Origin of the sequence: Vibrio sp. ZF57 (genome assembly GCF_001691235.1) — a bacterium.
In the GTDB taxonomy this organism is placed as follows: domain Bacteria; phylum Pseudomonadota; class Gammaproteobacteria; order Enterobacterales; family Vibrionaceae; genus Vibrio; species Vibrio crassostreae_C.
Genome location: NZ_MAKD01000115.1, coordinates 69,760 through 88,303, shown reverse-complemented (window position 1 = coordinate 88,303; position 18,544 = coordinate 69,760). Strand labels below are relative to the sequence as shown.

Annotated in this window: 18 protein-coding genes and 1 pseudogene; 9 read left to right on the top strand and 10 right to left on the bottom strand. The window is 45.1% G+C overall.

What is annotated here, in order from left to right; all coding sequences use genetic code 11:
- Together A6D97_RS17760 and A6D97_RS17755 are read right to left on the bottom strand one after the other, a co-directional pair.
- Positions 1 to 1,217: CNNM domain-containing protein (locus tag A6D97_RS17760; protein ID WP_065584930.1), on the bottom strand; the 1,217-nt coding region annotated here is incomplete at its 3' end.
- 127 nt (positions 1,218 to 1,344) lie between these two features.
- Positions 1,345 to 2,139, bottom strand: a complete 795-nt coding sequence (locus A6D97_RS17755; RefSeq protein WP_019825854.1) for an inner membrane protein YpjD — start codon at positions 2,137 to 2,139, stop codon at positions 1,345 to 1,347.
- 200 nt (positions 2,140 to 2,339) lie between these two features.
- Here A6D97_RS17755 and ffh point away from each other — a divergent pair, with 200 nt between their 5' ends.
- From ffh to rplS, 5 genes are all read left to right on the top strand, one after another.
- Entirely contained in the window at positions 2,340 to 3,734 is a 1,395-nt protein-coding gene (ffh, locus tag A6D97_RS17750) for a signal recognition particle protein (protein WP_010435884.1), read from the top strand.
- A 212-nt stretch (positions 3,735 to 3,946) separates the two neighbouring features.
- Positions 3,947 to 4,195: a 30S ribosomal protein S16 gene (gene rpsP, locus A6D97_RS17745; RefSeq protein WP_004410028.1), complete on the top strand. Its 249-nt coding sequence runs from the start codon at positions 3,947 to 3,949 to the stop codon at positions 4,193 to 4,195.
- Between the two features lie 24 nt (positions 4,196 to 4,219).
- Complete coding sequence (gene rimM, locus A6D97_RS17740) at positions 4,220 to 4,774, top strand: ribosome maturation factor RimM (RefSeq protein ID WP_017063236.1); 555 nt, start codon at positions 4,220 to 4,222, stop codon at positions 4,772 to 4,774.
- A 26-nt stretch (positions 4,775 to 4,800) separates the two neighbouring features.
- Positions 4,801 to 5,541 carry a tRNA (guanosine(37)-N1)-methyltransferase TrmD gene (trmD, locus tag A6D97_RS17735; protein ID WP_017061056.1) on the top strand — a complete coding sequence of 247 codons (741 nt, stop codon included), beginning with the start codon at positions 4,801 to 4,803 and terminating at the stop codon, positions 5,539 to 5,541.
- Positions 5,542 to 5,600: 59 nt separating this feature from the next.
- Positions 5,601 to 5,954, top strand: coding sequence for a 50S ribosomal protein L19 (gene rplS / locus A6D97_RS17730; protein WP_004735514.1), 354 nt, complete (start codon positions 5,601 to 5,603; stop codon positions 5,952 to 5,954).
- Positions 5,955 to 6,270: 316 nt separating this feature from the next.
- Here the strand turns inward: rplS and yacG are convergent, their stop codons facing one another.
- The 8 genes from yacG to nadC all read right to left on the bottom strand — a co-directional run bounded on the left by yacG (position 6,271) and on the right by nadC (position 13,416).
- Positions 6,271 to 6,468: a DNA gyrase inhibitor YacG gene (gene yacG, locus A6D97_RS17725; RefSeq protein ID WP_004735515.1), complete on the bottom strand. Its 198-nt coding sequence runs from the start codon at positions 6,466 to 6,468 to the stop codon at positions 6,271 to 6,273.
- Positions 6,469 to 6,549: 81 nt separating this feature from the next.
- Complete coding sequence (gene zapD / locus A6D97_RS17720; protein WP_017063237.1) at positions 6,550 to 7,290, bottom strand: cell division protein ZapD; 741 nt, start codon at positions 7,288 to 7,290, stop codon at positions 6,550 to 6,552.
- A 26-nt stretch (positions 7,291 to 7,316) separates the two neighbouring features.
- Complete coding sequence (coaE, locus tag A6D97_RS17715; protein ID WP_065584929.1) at positions 7,317 to 7,931, bottom strand: dephospho-CoA kinase; 615 nt, start codon at positions 7,929 to 7,931, stop codon at positions 7,317 to 7,319.
- A 2-nt stretch (positions 7,932 to 7,933) separates the two neighbouring features.
- Complete coding sequence (locus tag A6D97_RS17710) at positions 7,934 to 8,803, bottom strand: A24 family peptidase (protein ID WP_017063238.1); 870 nt, start codon at positions 8,801 to 8,803, stop codon at positions 7,934 to 7,936.
- Positions 8,804 to 8,869: 66 nt separating this feature from the next.
- Positions 8,870 to 10,099 carry a type II secretion system F family protein gene (locus A6D97_RS17705; protein WP_065584928.1) on the bottom strand — a complete coding sequence of 410 codons (1,230 nt, stop codon included), beginning with the start codon at positions 10,097 to 10,099 and terminating at the stop codon, positions 8,870 to 8,872.
- Between the two features lie 15 nt (positions 10,100 to 10,114).
- The gene (gene pilB / locus A6D97_RS17700; RefSeq protein WP_065584927.1) at positions 10,115 to 11,800 is read right to left on the bottom strand and encodes a type IV-A pilus assembly ATPase PilB; all 1,686 of its coding nucleotides are present in this window, start codon (positions 11,798 to 11,800) and stop codon (positions 10,115 to 10,117) included.
- 5 nt (positions 11,801 to 11,805) lie between these two features.
- A complete protein-coding gene (locus A6D97_RS17695; protein WP_065584926.1) occupies positions 11,806 to 12,273 on the bottom strand; it encodes a pilin in 468 nt (155 codons plus the stop codon).
- Between the two features lie 252 nt (positions 12,274 to 12,525).
- The gene (nadC, locus tag A6D97_RS17690; protein ID WP_016790034.1) at positions 12,526 to 13,416 is read right to left on the bottom strand and encodes a carboxylating nicotinate-nucleotide diphosphorylase; all 891 of its coding nucleotides are present in this window, start codon (positions 13,414 to 13,416) and stop codon (positions 12,526 to 12,528) included.
- An 83-nt stretch (positions 13,417 to 13,499) separates the two neighbouring features.
- Here nadC and ampD point away from each other — a divergent pair, with 83 nt between their 5' ends.
- The 4 genes and pseudogenes from ampD to A6D97_RS22240 form a co-directional block, all read left to right on the top strand.
- On the top strand, positions 13,500 to 14,099 hold the full coding sequence (gene ampD / locus A6D97_RS17685) for a 1,6-anhydro-N-acetylmuramyl-L-alanine amidase AmpD (RefSeq protein ID WP_065584925.1): 600 nt from the start codon (positions 13,500 to 13,502) through the stop codon (positions 14,097 to 14,099).
- A 482-nt stretch (positions 14,100 to 14,581) separates the two neighbouring features.
- Positions 14,582 to 15,343, top strand: coding sequence for a pyruvate dehydrogenase complex transcriptional repressor PdhR (pdhR, locus tag A6D97_RS17680; RefSeq protein ID WP_065584924.1), 762 nt, complete (start codon positions 14,582 to 14,584; stop codon positions 15,341 to 15,343).
- Positions 15,344 to 15,405: 62 nt separating this feature from the next.
- The gene (aceE, locus tag A6D97_RS17675) at positions 15,406 to 18,069 is read left to right on the top strand and encodes a pyruvate dehydrogenase (acetyl-transferring), homodimeric type (protein WP_065584923.1); all 2,664 of its coding nucleotides are present in this window, start codon (positions 15,406 to 15,408) and stop codon (positions 18,067 to 18,069) included.
- A 30-nt stretch (positions 18,070 to 18,099) separates the two neighbouring features.
- Positions 18,100 to 18,544 (top strand): annotated as a pseudogene (locus tag A6D97_RS22240) (biotin/lipoyl-containing protein); the annotation flags it as partial.

Genomic DNA, 18,544 nt, shown 5'->3' with positions numbered 1-18,544 from the left:
AGCTCAACAATTTCCATTGGGTGGCTGGCAACATGAACACTCAGGTGACTCTCAGGAATATCTTCAAGATGTTCCAGTATCAAACCATTCAGCGTTCTTGGGCCATCGGTAGGCAGTGCCCACTGTAAGCCTTTGTTGATATCTCGGATATTGGCACTGCCTTCAATCAAGAAGCTGCCATCGCTTTGCGGAGTAATCTCTTCAGATAAGCTTGGGGTGATTGAGGTGGTAAACTCACCTACGATCTCTTCTAGAATATCTTCTAATGTAACCAAACCATTGATGTCGCCATACTCATCAACAATCAAACCGATGCGCTGCTTATTGCGTTGAAACTTAAGCAGTTGAATATTGAGTGGTGTCGCTTCAGGAATAAAGTAGATCTCATCCGCGGCACGCAACAGGGTTTCTTTATTGAATTCGTTCTTTTCAAGCATCAGACGGTAAGCTTCACGCAGCCTAAGCATGCCGACCACTTCATCTATTTGGTCACGGTACAGCACTACGCGACCATGAGGCGAGTGGGTAAGTTGACGAACGATCGATTTCCAGTCGTCATTGATGTCGATACCAGTAATCTCATTACGCGGCACCATGATGTCGTTCACGGTGACGTGCTCTAAATCCAGAATAGACACCAACATATCTTGGTGACGTTGAGGGATTAAGCTACCGGCTTCATTTACCACGGTTCTAAGCTCTTCGGAGCTCAAGTGGTCGGTTGCATCATGGCTGGCTTTAACGCCTAAGATACGAATGAAGCCGTTGGTAATGAAGTTCACTAAGATCACCAATGGTGATAGCACCTTCATCAGTATCATCAAAAGGATACTACTCGCGTAAGAGACACGTTCAGGAAATAGAGAAGCGATGGTCTTTGGGGTTACCTCGGCGAATACGAGGATCACGAGAGTTAGGGTACCAGTAGCGATAGCCACACCGATATCCCCGTAGATGCGCATACCAAGAATAGTAGCGATCGCAGATGCAAGAATGTTGACGAGATTGTTGCCGATGAGGATGAGGCCAATCAATCTGTCTGGGCGGTTCAGAAGTTTTTCTACGCGTTTGGCACCTTTATGACCCGTATTGGCCAAGTGCTTTAAACGGTAGCGGTTCAAGGACATCATGCCCGTTTCGGAACCAGAGAAATAACCAGAAATTACAATGAGACACGCGAGTAGCGCAAATAAGATACCCGTTGATATGTCGTCCAAAACTATTCTTTTCCTATTTGTGTATCTTGATTAATTTATGACCGAACATGGTCGAGATGTCAATTGAATCTAACGGACTCAATATTTTAAAGGCAAGGTGTGTGAGACCTTGCCTTTATTTTACAGACTAGTTCAGGATGATTTCCTGAACGAAGCGGCTACCGAAGTAGGCCAATGTGAGCATGCTGGCGCCGGCAAGTGCGAACCAAGTGACTTTCTGTCCACGCCAACCTTTTTGGTAGTGACCCCATAAAAGGATGGAGTAGATAACCCAAGCGATAAAAGACAATACCGCTTTGTGCGCCTTTCCTTGAGCAAACATATCTTGTACGAAGATAAGGCCAGTCAGCAAAGTACCCGTTAATAAACCATTACCAATCAGAATGATCTTGAAAAGCTGTCTCTCTACCATCATTAAAGGAGGTAGGTTAGGGTTTATCACTAAGGCTTTTTTCTTTTTAAGTTTGTGATCTAGCCAAGCAAGTTGCAGGGCGTATAGCGCGCCGATAGTTAACGTTGCGTATGAGAATAGAGCCAAAGATATGTGCACGAGCAGTTTTGGGTCATTCTCTAGATGTTTGATGAAGGTGCTTGGAAGAAAAGTGGCTGCCATCAAGTTCAGCGCAGCGAAGCTATAGACGACGGGTAAGATAAACCACAGACGGGTTTTGAGCATTGCACCGCTCATTACCACAGATATGATTAAACTGATTAATGAAGCAACGTTCAAGATACTGAGGTTTTGGCCACTGGCATTAAAAATCAAATCGCCAAGCAACCAAGCATGGAAAGCTAGAGCAAGTAATGCGCTGATAAACACCGTTTTTACACGGATTCCTGTTTGGTGCACGAGACCTGGAATGATCGTGGAAATCGCCATTGTATAAAGAAAGGCTGCTGCGATCGCAATAAGACTGTCCATGGTATCCATTTTAATGATTACTAATTGGCGAATTATACCTCGCATCGCTCTTTGGGGCTATGGCGAACCTCATTCAATTCCAAGTGAATAATGTCTCACATCACAAGCACGGATGATTAACGCTCTACAACGGGTATGACTCTAATCCGCGCTAATGTATACTCACAGTAATAGTCGCAGTTTTGAGCGAAGAGAAAACTATGTTTGATAATTTAACGGATCGTCTATCCAAAACGCTGAAGAACATCAGCGGTAAAGGTCGTCTGACCGAAGACAATATTAAAGAGACGCTGCGTGAAGTACGTATGGCGCTACTTGAAGCCGACGTTGCACTGCCCGTTGTCCGCGATTTTGTTAAGCGCGTAAAAGAAGGCGCTGTGGGTGTTGAGGTTTCTAAATCTCTAACGCCTGGTCAAGAATTCATTAAGATCGTTCAAGCTGAACTTGAAGCGGTGATGGGTGAGTCTAACGAGGCTCTTAACCTAGCAGCGCAGCCGCCAGCCGTTATCTTAATGGCGGGTCTACAAGGTGCGGGTAAAACCACATCGGTAGGTAAGCTATCTAAGCTTCTAACTGAGCGTGACAAGAAGAAAGTCTTGGTTGTGTCTGCCGACGTTTACCGTCCAGCGGCAATCAAACAGCTTGAAACGTTAGCAAGCGATGTTGGCGTAGACTTCTTCCCATCTTCAGCTGATCAAAAACCTCTTGATATTGCAAACGCTGCAATCGACCACGCGAAGAAGAAATTCTACGACGTGCTACTTGTCGATACTGCGGGTCGTTTGGCTATCGATGAAGAGATGATGGGCGAGATCAAAGAGCTTCATACTGCAATTAAACCAGTAGAGACACTGTTCGTTGTTGATGCAATGACAGGTCAAGATGCTGCGAACACTGCAAAAGCCTTTGGTGATGCGCTACCACTAACCGGTGTTATCTTGACGAAAGTTGATGGTGATGCGCGTGGTGGTGCTGCTCTGTCTGTTCGTCATATCACAGGCAAGCCGATTAAATTCTTGGGTGTTGGTGAAAAGACTGACGCACTAGAACCGTTCCACCCAGATCGTGTTGCTTCTCGTATCTTAGGTATGGGCGACGTACTGTCTCTTATTGAAGACCTACAGAAAAACGTTGATACCGAGAAAGCAGAGAAACTGGCTAAGAAGTTCAAAGAGAAGAAAGGCTTTGACCTTGAAGACTTCCGTGAACAACTAGGTCAGATGCAAAACATGGGCGGCATGATGGGCATGATGGATAAGCTTCCAGGCATGTCTCAGCTACCAGATAACGTTAAAGATAAAGTTGATGACAAGATGTTCAAGCAAATGGAAGCGATCATCAACTCTATGACCATGAAAGAGCGTCAACGCCCTGACCTAATCAAAGGCTCTCGCAAAAAGCGTATTGCCGCTGGTTCTGGTACACAGGTACAAGATGTAAACCGTATGCTTAAGCAGTTCACCCAAATGCAGAAGATGATGAAGAAGATGCAGAAAGGTGGCATGAAAGGCATGATGCGCAACATGCAAGGCATGATGGGCGGCGGTGGAGGTATGGGCGGAATGGGTGGTGGCTTTAACCCGTTTGGTCGATAATCTACAAATGTAAGCTTTAGCTACGTTACTTTTCATAGTGTTAGCCGTGTCACAGAAAGTGTACGGCAGCTATGTTGGTGAAAAAATAGCTAAAGCCCTTGCATTGCACCGGAATAAGAGTAAAATTCCGGGGCTTTAATTTGGCACGAGACCCCAAGCTATTTACTTATACTTGGGGTTAATTATTTTATTAAGAAAGCAAAGAGGACGACATGGTAACCATTCGTTTGGCACGTCACGGTGCAAAGAAGCGCCCATTTTATCAAATCGTAGTTGCGGATAGCCGTAACGCTGCAACTGGCCGTTTCATCGAGAAAGTAGGTTTCTTTAACCCTACTGCTCAAGGTCAAGAAGAAGGTCTACGTCTAGACCTAGATCGTGTTAACCACTGGGTTGGTCAAGGCGCATCTCTATCTGATCGTGTAGCTAAGCTAGTTAAAGACGCTCAAAAAGCGGCTTAATTCTTTTTTAAAGAGAAATAGCTTATGTCGATGAAGGGTAAAGAAACTATGAGCGAGCAAAACAATAGAATTGTCATGGGTAAACTTGGGTCTACCTATGGTATTCGTGGCTGGCTTAAAGTGTTCTCCTACACAGACAATGCTGAAAGCATATTTGATTACAGCCCTTGGTATTTAAACCTAAAGGGTAAGTGGGTTGAGTACAAAGTTGAGAGCTGGAAACGTCATGGCCAAGGTTATGTATGTAAGCTAGCGGGATTAGATGTTCGTGAAGACGCGCAACTGATGACTAACTTTGAAATTGCTATTGACCCTGCTTCGTTACCTGAATTGTCAGAAGATGAATTCTACTGGCGCGAATTGTTCGGTATGCAAGTTTTTACCACTAAAGGTTACGACCTTGGTGAGGTCACTGACCTATTAGAAACTGGCTCGAACGATGTTCTAGTAATCAAAGCAAATCTTAAAGATGCTTTTGGCCAAAAGGAACGGTTAGTACCGTACCTTGAAGAGCAAGTGATCAAGAAAGTTGATCGCGAAGCTCGCCGGATCGAAGTTGACTGGGATCCTGGATTCTAACTCCAAATTACAGAGCGAGAGAACACATGTGGGTTGGCATTATTAGCCTTTTTCCTGAAATGTTCCGTTCTGTTACTGATTTTGGAGTAACAGGTCAAGCGGTTAAAAAAGGTCTTTTATCTATTGAGACATGGAATCCTCGTGATTTCACTCATGATAAACATCGCACTGTTGATGACAGACCTTACGGTGGTGGTCCTGGCATGTTAATGATGGTTCAGCCTTTGCGCGACGCTATCACAACGGCCAAGCAAGCAGCACCGGGAAAGACGAAAGTTATCTATCTTTCACCTCAAGGTCGTAAACTCGACCAGAAAGGTGTTGAAGAGCTGGCAACAAACGAGAATTTACTTCTTATTTGTGGTCGCTACGAAGGGGTAGATGAGCGCATCATTCAATCTGAAGTTGACGAAGAATGGTCGATTGGAGATTTTGTGATGACGGGTGGCGAACTGCCAGCCATGACGCTGATTGATTCAGTATCTCGGTTTGTTCCGGGTGTACTTGGAGATTTCGCTTCAGCAGAAGAAGATTCTTTTGCAAATGGTTTGCTAGATTGTCCCCATTATACGCGCCCTGAGGTGCTAGACGATAAAGATGTGCCATCGGTACTCAAGTCTGGAAACCATAAGGATATTCGTCGCTGGCGATTAAAACAATCGTTGGGCCGAACTTGGCTAAGAAGACCAGAACTCCTGGAAAACCTAGCTCTGACTGACGAACAGGAACAATTACTGGCTGAATTCATTAAAGAGCAACGCTCTTAACGAAAAGCAAGCAGTAACCTATTAAATTTAGTATCAGTTTATTCTAGGAATTTATACAAATGAGCAACATCATCAAGGCTCTTGAAGAAGAGCAACTAAAATCAGACCTTCCTAAATTCGCACCAGGTGACACTGTTGTAGTTCAGGTTAAGGTAAAAGAAGGTGACCGTGAGCGTCTACAGGCTTTCGAAGGCGTTGTAATCGCTATTCGTAACCGTGGTCTACACTCTGCATTCACAGTTCGTAAGATCTCGAACGGTGAAGGCGTAGAGCGTGCGTTCCAAACTCACTCTCCAATGGTTGATAGCATCGAAGTTAAACGCCGTGGTGCAGTACGTCGTGCCAAGTTGTACTACCTACGTGAGCGTTCTGGTAAGTCAGCTCGTATTAAAGAGAAGCTTACTAAGAAGTAATTCTTTTTGCATTCTATCGATAAAAGCGGAGCCATTTGGCTCCGCTTTTTTGTGTCTGTTATTTGGAGCTTAGCAGGTAAGAGATCCCCAATTCGCTCGTACCTCACTCTTGAGGATGACAAACCAGACGAAACTCATATTTAACCGTCATTCCCTAGACTGACGAAGGAAGGAGTAGGGAATCTCTACTAGCGCCGTGTTATAGGCAATAAAAAAGGATTGACGTTAAACGCCAACCCTTCAAAATACTCGTTACTCGTTACTCGTTACTCGTTACTCGTTACTCGTTACTCGTTACTCGCTACTCGCTACTCGCTTAGTGCGGATCTTCCGACCAACCATCGCTATCTGACATATCTGGTGCGCCAGCGATGCTGTTCTCTTCGTCTGCCCATTCACCGAAATCAATCATCTGACATTGCTTGCTGCAAAACGGGCGGTGCGGGCTTTGTTCGCCCCATTCAACGTCAGCATTACATTGAGGGCATTTAACGATGGTGATTTTCTTCGACATAGTGATTCTTAATTTGAAGGTGTAATAATAGTGAGTTTAGGCTCGAGTGAGGACTCAAGCCAAACTATAAAAGGAAATTAATTAGGTGCAGATTGCCAATTCAAATTCGATGTCTTGAGTACAGGCTTGCCCAGTTTCAAAGCTCATGAACTTAACAGCAAAGCGGTTCTTGTGACCGGAGATCATCGGGTAGGCACCGTATTGCATCGGAATAGAAAGACGAAGGATATTCGCTTCATCGGCATCGCTCTGGAAGAAGCCAGCACGAGCGATTTGCTCTTTGAAGTGACCCGTCTCTCTGGTGAGCTTCAACCACAGTGTTAGCGCTTCATACAGAGGCTGTAGGCTATCCATCCAAGCTTTGGCATCTCGCATTCTCTTATCGAGAGGAAGGTGCAGCCAATAATGCAGTGCGGGCAGATCAAAGCAGCATGAACCACCTGGAAGATTAAAGCGTTGGCGAATGGCACTCAGGAAGCGGTCTTCCTTAAGTGACTGGCCAAAACGCTCTGCCTGCATCAGATCACGATAGATGTTACCAATGTCATTAAGCAGTGATGTCAGCATCTCTTGATCGACACCTTCAACATCCAACCAACTTTTGTAGGTTACACGTTGCTTCTCAATATCTTTTGCCAGTTCGCTCTTGAGTTGGATCTGTTCGAAGATTTCAATCAGATCAAAGATGGAACGGAAAAAGAGTTGATACTGTTGAGCATCGGAAAATGTAGAAGACAAGTGTAGCTGCCTCAAGAGTGATTCGACTCTTAAGTAGATGCGTGTTTTCTCATTTAGAGGATGTTCAAATTTATGGGTGATCATCGAGCAAACCTTCATTCAACATTGTTCTATTCTGACCCATCTACAGCACTGATTGCCAGATACTTTTGATGTAAATCTGTGATTTGAGGCAAAAGTTCTTGGTTTTTAGTATGGTTTTTAATCACGTCATCTGCAACTGCTAAGCGTTGTTCTCTTGAAGCCTGTGATTTTAAAATTGATGCAACTTGTTCCCTAGAAACATTGTCACGACTCATCGTACGTTCTATTTGAACTTCTGCTGGCACATCAACAATTAATACGCGATCGGCCATGCCTTGCATTTGGTTTTCCACCAATAGCGGTGCAACTAATAAACCATACGGGGATGTGATTTTAGACAGGTCACTGTAAATTTTGTCACGGATCATGGGATGAAGAAGATCATTGAGCCACTGCTTTTCTTTAGGATCTGAGAAGATCAGCTCACGCAGTCGACTTCGGTTGAGTGTTCCATCGTCAAGCAAGATAGACTCACCAAAGTGTTCTGTAATCTGTTTTAAGCCGACACTGCCCAGCGCAACCACTTCACGTGCCACGATATCAGCATCAACAATATCTATATTAAAATGCTCATTGAACAGGTTAGCGACCGTAGTTTTGCCACTGGCGATACCACCGCTTAATCCGATAATGATTGCCATGGTTAAATTCCTAGTACAGAAGTGAAATACCAACCCATGATGTCGTTACCCCACATCAAGCTTACCCAACCCGCAATCGCAAGGTAGGGCCCAAATGGAAAGGCTTTATCTATGCCTTGCTGTTTCAAGCGAAGTTGAATCAAACCAAACACAAGGCCAACAAGCGAAGATAAAAGGATGATCATCGGTAGGTGCTGCCAACCAAGCCATGCGCCAAGCGCAGCCAGGAGTTTGAAGTCACCGTAACCCATGCCTTCTTTGCCTGTCAGTAGTTTGAACAACCAATAAACAGACCACAGAGCCAGGTAGCCAGCCATTGCGCCAACCACAGAATCTTGCAGCGATACTGGGCTGATATTAAACAATGCTAAAGCGATACCGGACCATACTAAAGGCAAGGTGATTTGATCGGGTAACAGCATGGTATCGAGATCGATAAAGGTCGCGGTAATCAGTGCGAAGGTGAAAAAAATCAAAGCAATGGCGTAGTAACTGAAACCAAAGTGGCTAGCAACCATTGTGCAAAGTATTGCGGTAAGCAGTTCGACCAAAGGGTAGCGAGCACTGATTGGATTAGCACAGCTATGGCACTTACCCTTTAAGAGCAACCAGCTTAACACTGGGATATTGTCGACGATTCTTAATTGGGTTTTGCATTTCGGGCAGGTAGAGCGAGGAATGCTGAGGTTGAACTTTCCCTCTGGCGCTGGAATTTTATATTGAGAGAAATATTCCGAGCACTCTTGTTGCCATTCACGTTCCATCATAATTGGCAAACGGTGTATGACTACGTTGAGGAAGCTGCCGATAAGAAGGCTAAAAATGAAAGCTAATACGGGGAATAGCCAAGGATAGTAGTGAAATACTTCCATAGTGTCCTTTACCACTTAATCAAGGTGAGCAGAGATTGTTGCTCATGGGTGTTTAGTTGCTTTTAACTATCCTAACACACTCATAAGATTAAAGATCGGTAAGTACATCGCAACCACAAGCCCGCCAACAACTGTCCCTAAAAATACGATGATCAATGGTTCTAAAATTTTGCCTAAATTGTCGACGGTGTTGTCTACTTCAAACTCGTAAATGGAAGCGACTTTATTGAGCATATCATCAAGGTTGCCCGACTCTTCACCAATCATCACCATCTGCAACACCATTTCAGGGAAGGCATTGGTATTGCGCATCGCGATATACATCGGCATGCCTGCTGCGGTTTCTCGGTGAACCTCAATGATTGCTGATTCATAATGTAGGTTGCCTGCGGTTTTGGCTGTGGTTTTTAGGCTCATTAAAATAGGAATACCGGAACTAAAGCTTGTTGATAAGGTTCGGCTGAATTTGGCTATTGAGGCTTTCGCTAATACGCCACCGAGAACAGGGAAGCGCAATCCTAGCCGACTGACAGACAGTCTGAACGAGTGGGAGCGCTGGCATAGTTGGTAAATAATCAGAACAACAAGCCCGATGCCTACAGCCGTATAAAAACTGTAAGCCTGCATCCAATGGGAAAGGTAGAGTACTTGTTGGGTGAACCAAGGCAGGTCGGCGCCAAAGCCTGAAAACATCGACTCAAACTCTGGAATCACCATGGTCAGCATTAAATAAGAAACGGTCAGTGCAACGGTGACCACCATCGCGGGGTAGATGAGTGCTTTGACGACTTTGGACTTTAACTGCTCGCTCTTTTCTCTATAGGTCGCCAAACGTTCGAACACTTGTGCTAGGTTACCGGAGAGCTCGCCTGTGGCGACCAAATCAGTGTATAGGTCATCAAAGTGGCGGCTTGCAGTTCGCATCGCTTTTGAGATTGGCGTTCCGGCTTCTACACCTTTGCAAATATGCGATAAAATCGATTTCATTTCTGCTTTGCGGTGATTGTCTGACACCAGCTTGATGGCTTGCACGATCGGCACACCAGTCGCCAACATGGTAGCCAGTTGCCGAGTTAAAATAGTGATGTCTTTGGCTTTGACTCTATGGGTTAAACGAGTGACGGCTGAAATACTCTTCTTTTTGATTTTCTTAATCTGAATATGCTGTTCTTTGAGCTTTTCTCGTACTTCCAACTCGGTGAGCGCTAAGGTCTGCCCAGACACTTTTTTGCCTGAGCTGTTAATGCCTTTCCAGTGATAGCTTTTTAATTGTGATTGTTTGGACTTGCTACTCATTGGTGCTCCATTGGTTTATATGTACAGAACACGTTGCAGTTCTTGATAGCTGGTGGTGCCTTCAAGCAACTTATCTAACCCTGACTCTTGCAGAGTTCTCATGCCTTCTCGGCGAGCCAAGTTTTCAATGGCCAACGCGTTCGGTTTGTCGATCAGGCTGCTTTTCAGTTGATCGCTAAACGGCATCACTTCATAGATACCCACTCGCCCCGAATAACCCTGGTTACACTCATTGCAACCTTTAGGACTCGCTTTGTAGATGGTTTGGCTGTTAGGAATGGAGTGACGCAGGAATATGTCTGGCGAGTCGTCATTTTCTTTGCAGTGGTTGCATAATCGTCTTGCCAGTCGTTGGGCGATAATCAAACTCAATGATGAAGCGAGGTTAAAGGGTTCTATACCCATATGTGCGAGTCGGGTGACGGTTTCTGCGGCGGAATTCGTGTGCAGTGTCGAAAGTACTAAGTGACCCGTTTGCGATGCTTTGATCGCGATTTCTGCCGTTTCCAAGTCGCGGATCTCTCCAACCATCACCACATCAGGGTCTTGTCGTAAAAATGATCGCAGAGCTTCCGCAAATCCAAAGCCGATCTTAGGCGTCACTTGTACCTGATTGATACCACATAGGTTAATTTCCACCGGATCTTCGGCTGTTGATATGTTGCGTTCAGTTGTGTTGAGCACTCGAAGGCCAGTATATAGGGAGACGGTTTTTCCGCTGCCGGTTGGGCCTGTCATTAAGATCATCCCTTGTGGGCGTTTCAGGGCATTGAGGTAGAGTGCTTTTTGATCTTCGCTGTAACCTAACTTATCGATATCTAGATTGGCCGCGCTGCTATCAAGCAGTCGAAGAACGATCTTTTCACCCCACAAGGTCGGCAAAGTTGATACACGCATATCAATCGCCAGTTCGTCGTTTAAACGTAATTTAATACGACCATCTTGAGGTAAGCGACGCTCGGCGATATCGAGTTTGGCGAGGATCTTCAAGCGCGCCGATAGACGACGACTTAAGTGAGAGGCGGGTTGCTGTATTTCAACAAGGATGCCATCACAACGCAGGCGTACTCGGTAGTGTTCTTCATAAGGTTCGAAGTGGATATCCGATGCGCCTTTACGTGCTGCATCGACTAAAATTTGATTGATAAAGCGACTGACAGGGGAGTCATCTTGGCTAAGGTCTTCAATCGAAGTTATCTCGTCATCAGATATCTCAACAAGGTTGGCTAGCTCATCTTGGGAGATCTCTTTACGTTTCGAATCTTGTCCGGAAATAGAACGTCCATACAGCTTTCGTATTGCGCCTTCTAATTCAGAGTAATTAGCGACAACCAATTCAATTTGTAATCCGGTCGCGAATCGAAAGTCGTCTTCAGCTTGTAAGTCCGTAGGGTCGGCAGAAGCGAGTGTGAGAGTGGAGCTAGAAACTGAAATCGGGATCGCCCGATACTTGGTGATCAGCTCACGAAGCCCTAATTGTTCGCACAAGGATTCATAATCCGTATTGGCTAGTTGAACTAACGGTAAGCCGAAGATGGTTTTAATGTTGCTTGCTAAGGAATCGCCGCTGAAGAAATCAAGAACGAGCAAAGCTTCAGGCGTAGATACACCTGAAACTTGCACATGTTCCGCAACGGCTTGTTCTTGAGTCAGACTAAGTAGATTAGCCTGACGTAGAACCGTGGGGAGGTTGGTTAGCATATAGTTTAAGGAGCCGGGGTACAGGTCTTTGGAAGAATTGAATCATTTACCGTTATATCAGTTGAGCTACAAGACCATGAGCCATCTGAAGTTCTTGATAGGGTAAGGTTTTTCCCCGCAACAAGTGCGCTAGCTCCACTTGCTACAGTTGCAAAGGTAAAATCTATACTCCCAGCCGCACCGCTAGTAGTAAAATCAACTGAGCCCAAAGGCATCGTTGGTACACCCAAATCACTTGGATCTTGACCTGTTTCTGTCTCATCTGGGAATGTACCATTTTCAACAGCAAAAGCTTCTATATTTGTTTTGGCTCCAGTGAGTGTAGCTAAAACTGAAGCAACTTCGCTTTTAGCTACATATTTTTGATACTGAGGCATAGCAATAGCTGAAAGGACCCCAATCACAGCCACTACAATCATCAATTCAATCAGCGTAAAGCCTTTCTGGTTCGTTCTTTTGTTCTTGTTATTCATTGTCTAATTCCATTCTTTAGTTTGTTTCAGTGCAGGCACTGGTTGATGGAAAGAATAGAAGCCGAGATAGGGAAGTGGAATGGTGTTCAGGTGCGGTCGCGAGTGGTTTGGTATTTATTGGTGTTGTGTTTCATATAGCGCGCAAATTTATGCGATCAGCTTAAATAACTGCTTGAAATACTGATGATTCAGGTAATAAAAAGGCACCGTTATAAACAGTGCCTTTACAGAAATTATTTATTATTCAGTCAATTACGCTTTGAATCTCATTGATAGATCCATTGCTTTCAGGTGCTTAGTTAGTGCACCTACCGAGATGTAATCAACACCCGTTTCAGCAAATTCTGCGATGGTGTCTAGTGTCACGTTACCAGAGTTTTCTAGTGCAGCACGACCCGCGTTAATCTTAACTGCTTCACGCATCATGTCCGTAGTGAAGTTGTCTAGCATGATGATGTCTGCGCCAGCGTTGATAGCTTGCTCTAGCTCTTCTAGACTCTCAGTTTCCACTTCAACAGGCTTACCTGGGTTCAGCTCTTTTGCTGTTGAGATAGCCTTCTCAATGCCACCACAAGCGATGATGTGGTTTTCTTTGATTAGGTAAGCATCGAAAACCCCAATACGGTGGTTGAAACCGCCGCCACAAGCGACTGCGTATTTTAGTGCGCTGCGCAGGCCAGGTATCGTTTTACGAGTATCTAACAGGCGGCACTCTGTGTGTTTAATTTTGTCTGCGTAGATAGCCGTCGTAGTCGCACAACCAGATAGCGTTTGAATGAAATTCATTGCATTGCGCTCACCCGTTAATAGCGCGCGTGCTGGGCCAGTTAGCGTGCAAAGCGTTTGGTTTGGTTCAACCTTGTCGCCATCTTCTACATTCCACTCGATAGTCACTTCACCGCCCAATTGCTTAAACACTTCATCTGCCCAAGCTTTACCGCAGAACACGCCGTGCTCACGGGTAATAATAGTTGCACTGTTGATTGCGTCTGCAGGGATTAGACTTGCCGTAATATCAGCCGCTGGATCTAACGTTCCACCTAGATCTTCTTTGATGGTCTCAGCGACTGCACGAGTGATCTCTAGAGGCAGTTGCTCTTTTAAGTAGTCAAGGCGTTGGTGGCTGTTATGTGTGTTTTTCATCGCAAATCTAATCTTGAAAGGGAGTGGGAATGGAATGATACTCTTGCTTAACTTCAAATTAAAGAGGCTAGCGCGACTGCTCTATGGGCAAGGTCACATCTTATTGTGCTAGCAGAAACGAAAGTGAGACCAAGATGACGATCAGCTCTAACGGATGGTACGACAACGCTCGGCATGTTCCTTCCCCGTATTTTGATGCTCGACCGAGTGCCGACGATATCTCTCTGCTGGTGGTTCACAACATTAGTTTACCTCCGGGTCAATTTGGTGGGCCTTACATAGAACTGTTTTTTACGGGCAAACTCGACCCGAAGGAACACCCGTTTTTTAAGGTGATTCACCAAATGGGCGTGTCGGCGCACTGTTTGATTCGTCGCGATGGGGAAGTGGTGCAGTTCGTCTCTTTCTTAGACCGAGCTTGGCATGCTGGCCAGTCGAGCTTTGCAGGGCGTGAAAGGTGTAATGACTATTCGATTGGTATTGAACTGGAAGGCAGTGACTTTGTGGCTTACACCGAGCAGCAGTATCAAGCGCTTGCCCAATTAACAGAAACTATCGTATCGACGTTCCCTCAAATCACCAGCGAACGTATCACTGGCCATCAATACATAGCGCCTCTGCGTAAAACTGACCCTGGCTTGGTGTTCGATTGGCAGAAGTTAAAAAAAAATCTCAAAGCTTAAGCCTCCGTTTTTGACGATGGCTTGACCGCTGGCGGGCGTTGAATAGTCAACGCCTAGCATAATGACTTGTGAATTTTTGTTGTTGCGATGTAAAGAAAGTGGTGGAGAGAAGCGCATCAATAAATTGAGAGTGTGACGAACTTATCAAACACTCATTTATTAAAACTTATGAACAGAATTTCCACCCTAAATGTGCGCTTGGTTCGATTTTTAAACAAGTGACGCTAATCTTTCTGAAACAATTCATTTTTATCCTGAAACTTTCTAGCACGAATACTCCCAAAAGTATTACCCCTGTAAATGGTAAGACCAATTTGGTTGCTGTTTTAAATTTCATTTGTTAAATCATGGTTAATTCACGCTGTATTCTATGATGCAGGTCAATTTTAGGCTGGACAGTGGCGTTTTAATTATGTTAATTTCTGCCCAACTTAAAATTGGTATTACCAATTGTCAGCGAAGAAAAAGAAGAACAACAAACTATGGCTTATCAAAGGATTCGTCAGCCAAAACTCTCCGATGTTATCGAACAAGAGTTAGAAAGGTTGATAGTGGAAGGAACACTGGCTCCAGGGCAGCAGCTGCCGCCTGAGCGCGAACTGGCGAAACAGTTCGATGTGTCTCGTCCTTCAATCCGAGAAGCGATACAACGTTTAGAAGCAAAACGCTTGCTTACTCGCCGTCAAGGTGGAGGTACGTTTGTTAGCGAAAATATCTGGAAAAGCTTTTCAGATCCTTTGCTTAATTTGTTGTCGTCCCATTCTGAAACCCAACTAGACTTGTTGGAATCGCGTCATGCGATGGAAGGGATTTCGGCTTACTTCGCGGCATTGCGTGGAACTGATGAAGACTTTGCTCGAATTCAAGCATGCCAAGAAAAAATTCGCGGTGCGCAAGATAAGGTTGATATTGAAGCCGAATCTGCAGCGGTGATGGCTTTTCTTATTGCTTTAACAGAGGCAGCGCACAATGTGGTGTTATTGCACATTGTTCGTAGTTTGGCTCCGTTACTCGAACAAAACGTCTTAGAAAATTTAAAGCTGTTGCATCGTCGTAAAGACGTTGTGGAGAAAGTGAGTATACATCGAGCTAACATTGTGGATGCGATCGTTTCAGGACAGCCAGAACAGGCACGTGAAATGTCACACTCTCATTTAGCTTACATCGAAGAAACATTGATGGATTTGACCAAAGAAGAGTCGCGCCGCGAACGTTCTTTACGTCGAATTCAACAGGGTAAATAGCCGTAATACTTCGGCTATTTACGTGTTTAGTAGAATCCAACTAACAAAAAGGATAGATCGCCATGTCTGACATGAAGCATGACGTTGATGCTCTGGAAACTCAAGATTGGTTAGAAGCTCTTGAGTCAGTAGTACGTGAAGAAGGTGTAGAACGTGCACAGTTTTTACTAGAACAAGTTCTAGATAAAGCGCGTTTAGATGGTGTTGATATGGCTACAGGCATCAACACAAACTACATCAACACAATTCCAGCAGCACAAGAGCCAGCTTACCCTGGTGACGTAACTCTTGAGCGTCGTATTCGTTCGATTATTCGCTGGAACGCAATCATGATCGTATTGCGTGCTTCTAAGAAAGACCTAGACCTTGGTGGTCACATGGCTTCTTACCAGTCAGCAGCAGCGTTCTACGAAGTATGTTTCAACCACTTCTTCCGTGCTCCAAACGAGACAGACGGTGGCGATCTAGTTTACTACCAAGGTCACATCTCTCCAGGTATCTACTCTCGTGCATTCGTTGAAGGTCGTCTAACTGAAGAACAGCTAGATAACTTCCGTCAAGAAGTTGATGGTAAAGGTATCCCTTCTTACCCGCACCCGAAACTGATGCCTGAGTTCTGGCAGTTCCCGACAGTATCTATGGGTCTTGGCCCTATCTCTGCTATCTACCAAGCGCGCTTCCTTAAGTACCTTGACGGCCGTGGCCTGAAAGAAACTTCAGCGCAACGCGTATACGCGTTCCTAGGTGACGGTGAGATGGATGAGCCAGAATCACGTGGTGCTATCTCTTTCGCTGCGCGTGAGAAGCTAGACAACCTATGTTTCCTAATCAACTGTAACCTACAGCGTCTAGACGGCCCTGTAATGGGTAACGGTAGCATCATCCAAGAACTTGAAGGCCTATTCAAAGGTGCAGGTTGGAACGTTGTTAAAGTTATCTGGGGTAGCAACTGGGATTCTCTACTAGCTAAAGACACTACTGGTAAGCTTCTTCAACTAATGAACGAAACTATCGATGGTGACTACCAAACATTCAAATCTAAAGATGGCGCATACGTACGTGAGCACTTCTTTGGTAAGTACCCAGAAACAGCTGCACTAGTTGCAGACATGACTGATGACGAAATCTTCGCTCTTAAGCGTGGTGGTCACGATTCTTCTAAACTGTTTGCTGCATTCAACAATGCTAAAGAGACAAACGGTAAGCCAACTGTAATCCTAGCTAAGACTGTTAAAGGTTACGGCATGGGTGATGCAGCTGAAGGTAAGAACATTGCACACGGTGTTAAGAAAATGGACATGACTCATGTTCAACACCTACGTGATCGCCTAGGCCTAGAAGACATCCTTTCAGATGAGAAGATCGCTGAACTTCCTTACCTGAAATTGGAAGAAGGTACGCCTGAGTACGAATACATGCACGCTCGTCGTAACGCTCTACACGGTTACACACCTGCACGTCTTCCTAAGTTTACTCAAGAGTTCAAGGTTCCTGAGCTAGACGCATTCGCACCTCTACTAGGTGAACAGAAGCGTGATATCTCTACAACTATGGCTTATGTACGTACGCTAAACATCCTTCTTAAAGATAAGAACATTGGTAAGAACATCGTTCCTATAATCTGTGATGAAGCTCGTACATTCGGTATGGAAGGTCTATTCCGTCAGGTTGGTATCTACAACCCACACGGTCAAGAATACACACCTGAAGATAAAGGCATCGTTTCTTACTACAAAGAAGCAACGTCTGGTCAAGTTCTTCAAGAAGGTATCAACGAACTAGGTTCTATGGCTTCATGGGTTGCTGCTGCAACTTCATACAGCACAAACGATCTACCGATGATCCCGTTCTACATCTACTACTCAATGTTCGGTTTCCAACGTATTGGTGACATGGCATGGCTAGCAGGCGACCAACAAGCTCGTGGCTTCCTACTAGGTGCTACTGCAGGTCGTACAACACTGAACGGTGAAGGTCTACAGCACGAAGATGGTCACTCGCACATCCAAGCGAACACTATCCCTAACTGTATCTCTTACGACCCAACGTTCGCTTACGAGCTAGCGGTAATCATGCAAGACGGTATCCGTCGCATGTACGGTCCTGAGCAAGAGAACGTTTACTACTACCTAACAGTAATGAACGAGAACTACGCAATGCCAGCAATGCCAGAAGGCGCTGAAGAAGGCATCCGTAAAGGTATCTACAAGCTTGAATCTCACGCTGGTGCTAAGGGCAAAGTTCAACTAATGAGCTCTGGTACTATCATGAACGAAGCGCGTAAAGCGGCTGAAATTCTAAGCGAAGAGTACGGCGTAGCATCTGACGTATTCTCAGTAACGTCGTTCAACGAACTAACTCGTGACGGCCAAGCGGTAGAGCGTGACAACATGCTTCACCCAGAAGCTGAAGAGAAAGTACCGTACATCACGACTGTTCTTGGTAAAGAACCTGCAATCGCAGTGACTGACTACATGAAGAACTACGCTGAGCAAGTACGTGCTTACATGCCAAGCGAGTCATACAAAGTACTTGGTACTGATGGTTTCGGCCGCTCTGACAGCCGTGCAAACCTACGTCGTCACTTCGAAGTTAACGCTGGCTACATCGTAGTTGCAGCTCTAACTGAACTGGCTAAACGTGGTGATATCGAGAAATCTGTAGTTGTTGAAGCAATTGCTAAATTTGATATCGACACTGAAAAAACAAACCCACAATACGCTTAATACAGCGCTTAACTAGAAGGTAAATAAGCAATGGCAATCGAAATTAATGTACCTGACATCGGTGCGGATGAGGTTGAAGTTACTGAGATTCTTGTAAGCGTTGGCGACAAGGTTGAAGAAGAACAGTCTCTGATCACTGTTGAAGGCGACAAAGCTTCTATGGAAGTTCCAGCGTCTCAAGCAGGTATCGTTAAAGAAATCAAAGTAGCTGAAGGCGATTCAGTTTCTACTGGTTCTCTAATCATGATTTTCGAAGCCGAGGGTGCAGCTGAAGCTGCACCTGCTCCAGCAGCAGAGGCAGCTCCAGTAGCTGCTCCTGCAGCGGCAGCAGCGGCAGAGCTTAAAGAAGTTCACGTTCCAGATATCGGTGGCGACGAAGTAGAAGTTACTGAAATCATGGTTGCTATCGGTGATTCAGTAGAAGAAGAGCAATCTCTTCTAACTGTTGAAGGTGACAAGGCTTCAATGGAAGTTC

Coding starts and splice junctions, on each gene's coding strand:
- A6D97_RS17755 (WP_019825854.1), bottom strand. CDS start 2,139: ATGGACAGTCTTATTGCGATCGCAGCAGCCTTTCTTTATACAATGGCG.
- ffh (WP_010435884.1), top strand. CDS start 2,340: ATGTTTGATAATTTAACGGATCGTCTATCCAAAACGCTGAAGAACATC.
- rpsP (WP_004410028.1), top strand. CDS start 3,947: ATGGTAACCATTCGTTTGGCACGTCACGGTGCAAAGAAGCGCCCATTT.
- rimM (WP_017063236.1), top strand. CDS start 4,220: ATGTCGATGAAGGGTAAAGAAACTATGAGCGAGCAAAACAATAGAATT.
- trmD (WP_017061056.1), top strand. CDS start 4,801: ATGTGGGTTGGCATTATTAGCCTTTTTCCTGAAATGTTCCGTTCTGTT.
- rplS (WP_004735514.1), top strand. CDS start 5,601: ATGAGCAACATCATCAAGGCTCTTGAAGAAGAGCAACTAAAATCAGAC.
- yacG (WP_004735515.1), bottom strand. CDS start 6,468: ATGTCGAAGAAAATCACCATCGTTAAATGCCCTCAATGTAATGCTGAC.
- zapD (WP_017063237.1), bottom strand. CDS start 7,290: ATGATCACCCATAAATTTGAACATCCTCTAAATGAGAAAACACGCATC.
- coaE (WP_065584929.1), bottom strand. CDS start 7,931: ATGGCAATCATTATCGGATTAAGCGGTGGTATCGCCAGTGGCAAAACT.
- A6D97_RS17710 (WP_017063238.1), bottom strand. CDS start 8,803: ATGGAAGTATTTCACTACTATCCTTGGCTATTCCCCGTATTAGCTTTC.
- A6D97_RS17705 (WP_065584928.1), bottom strand. CDS start 10,099: ATGAGTAGCAAGTCCAAACAATCACAATTAAAAAGCTATCACTGGAAA.
- pilB (WP_065584927.1), bottom strand. CDS start 11,800: ATGCTAACCAACCTCCCCACGGTTCTACGTCAGGCTAATCTACTTAGT.
- A6D97_RS17695 (WP_065584926.1), bottom strand. CDS start 12,273: ATGAATAACAAGAACAAAAGAACGAACCAGAAAGGCTTTACGCTGATT.
- nadC (WP_016790034.1), bottom strand. CDS start 13,416: ATGAAAAACACACATAACAGCCACCAACGCCTTGACTACTTAAAAGAG.
- ampD (WP_065584925.1), top strand. CDS start 13,500: ATGGGCAAGGTCACATCTTATTGTGCTAGCAGAAACGAAAGTGAGACC.
- pdhR (WP_065584924.1), top strand. CDS start 14,582: ATGGCTTATCAAAGGATTCGTCAGCCAAAACTCTCCGATGTTATCGAA.
- aceE (WP_065584923.1), top strand. CDS start 15,406: ATGTCTGACATGAAGCATGACGTTGATGCTCTGGAAACTCAAGATTGG.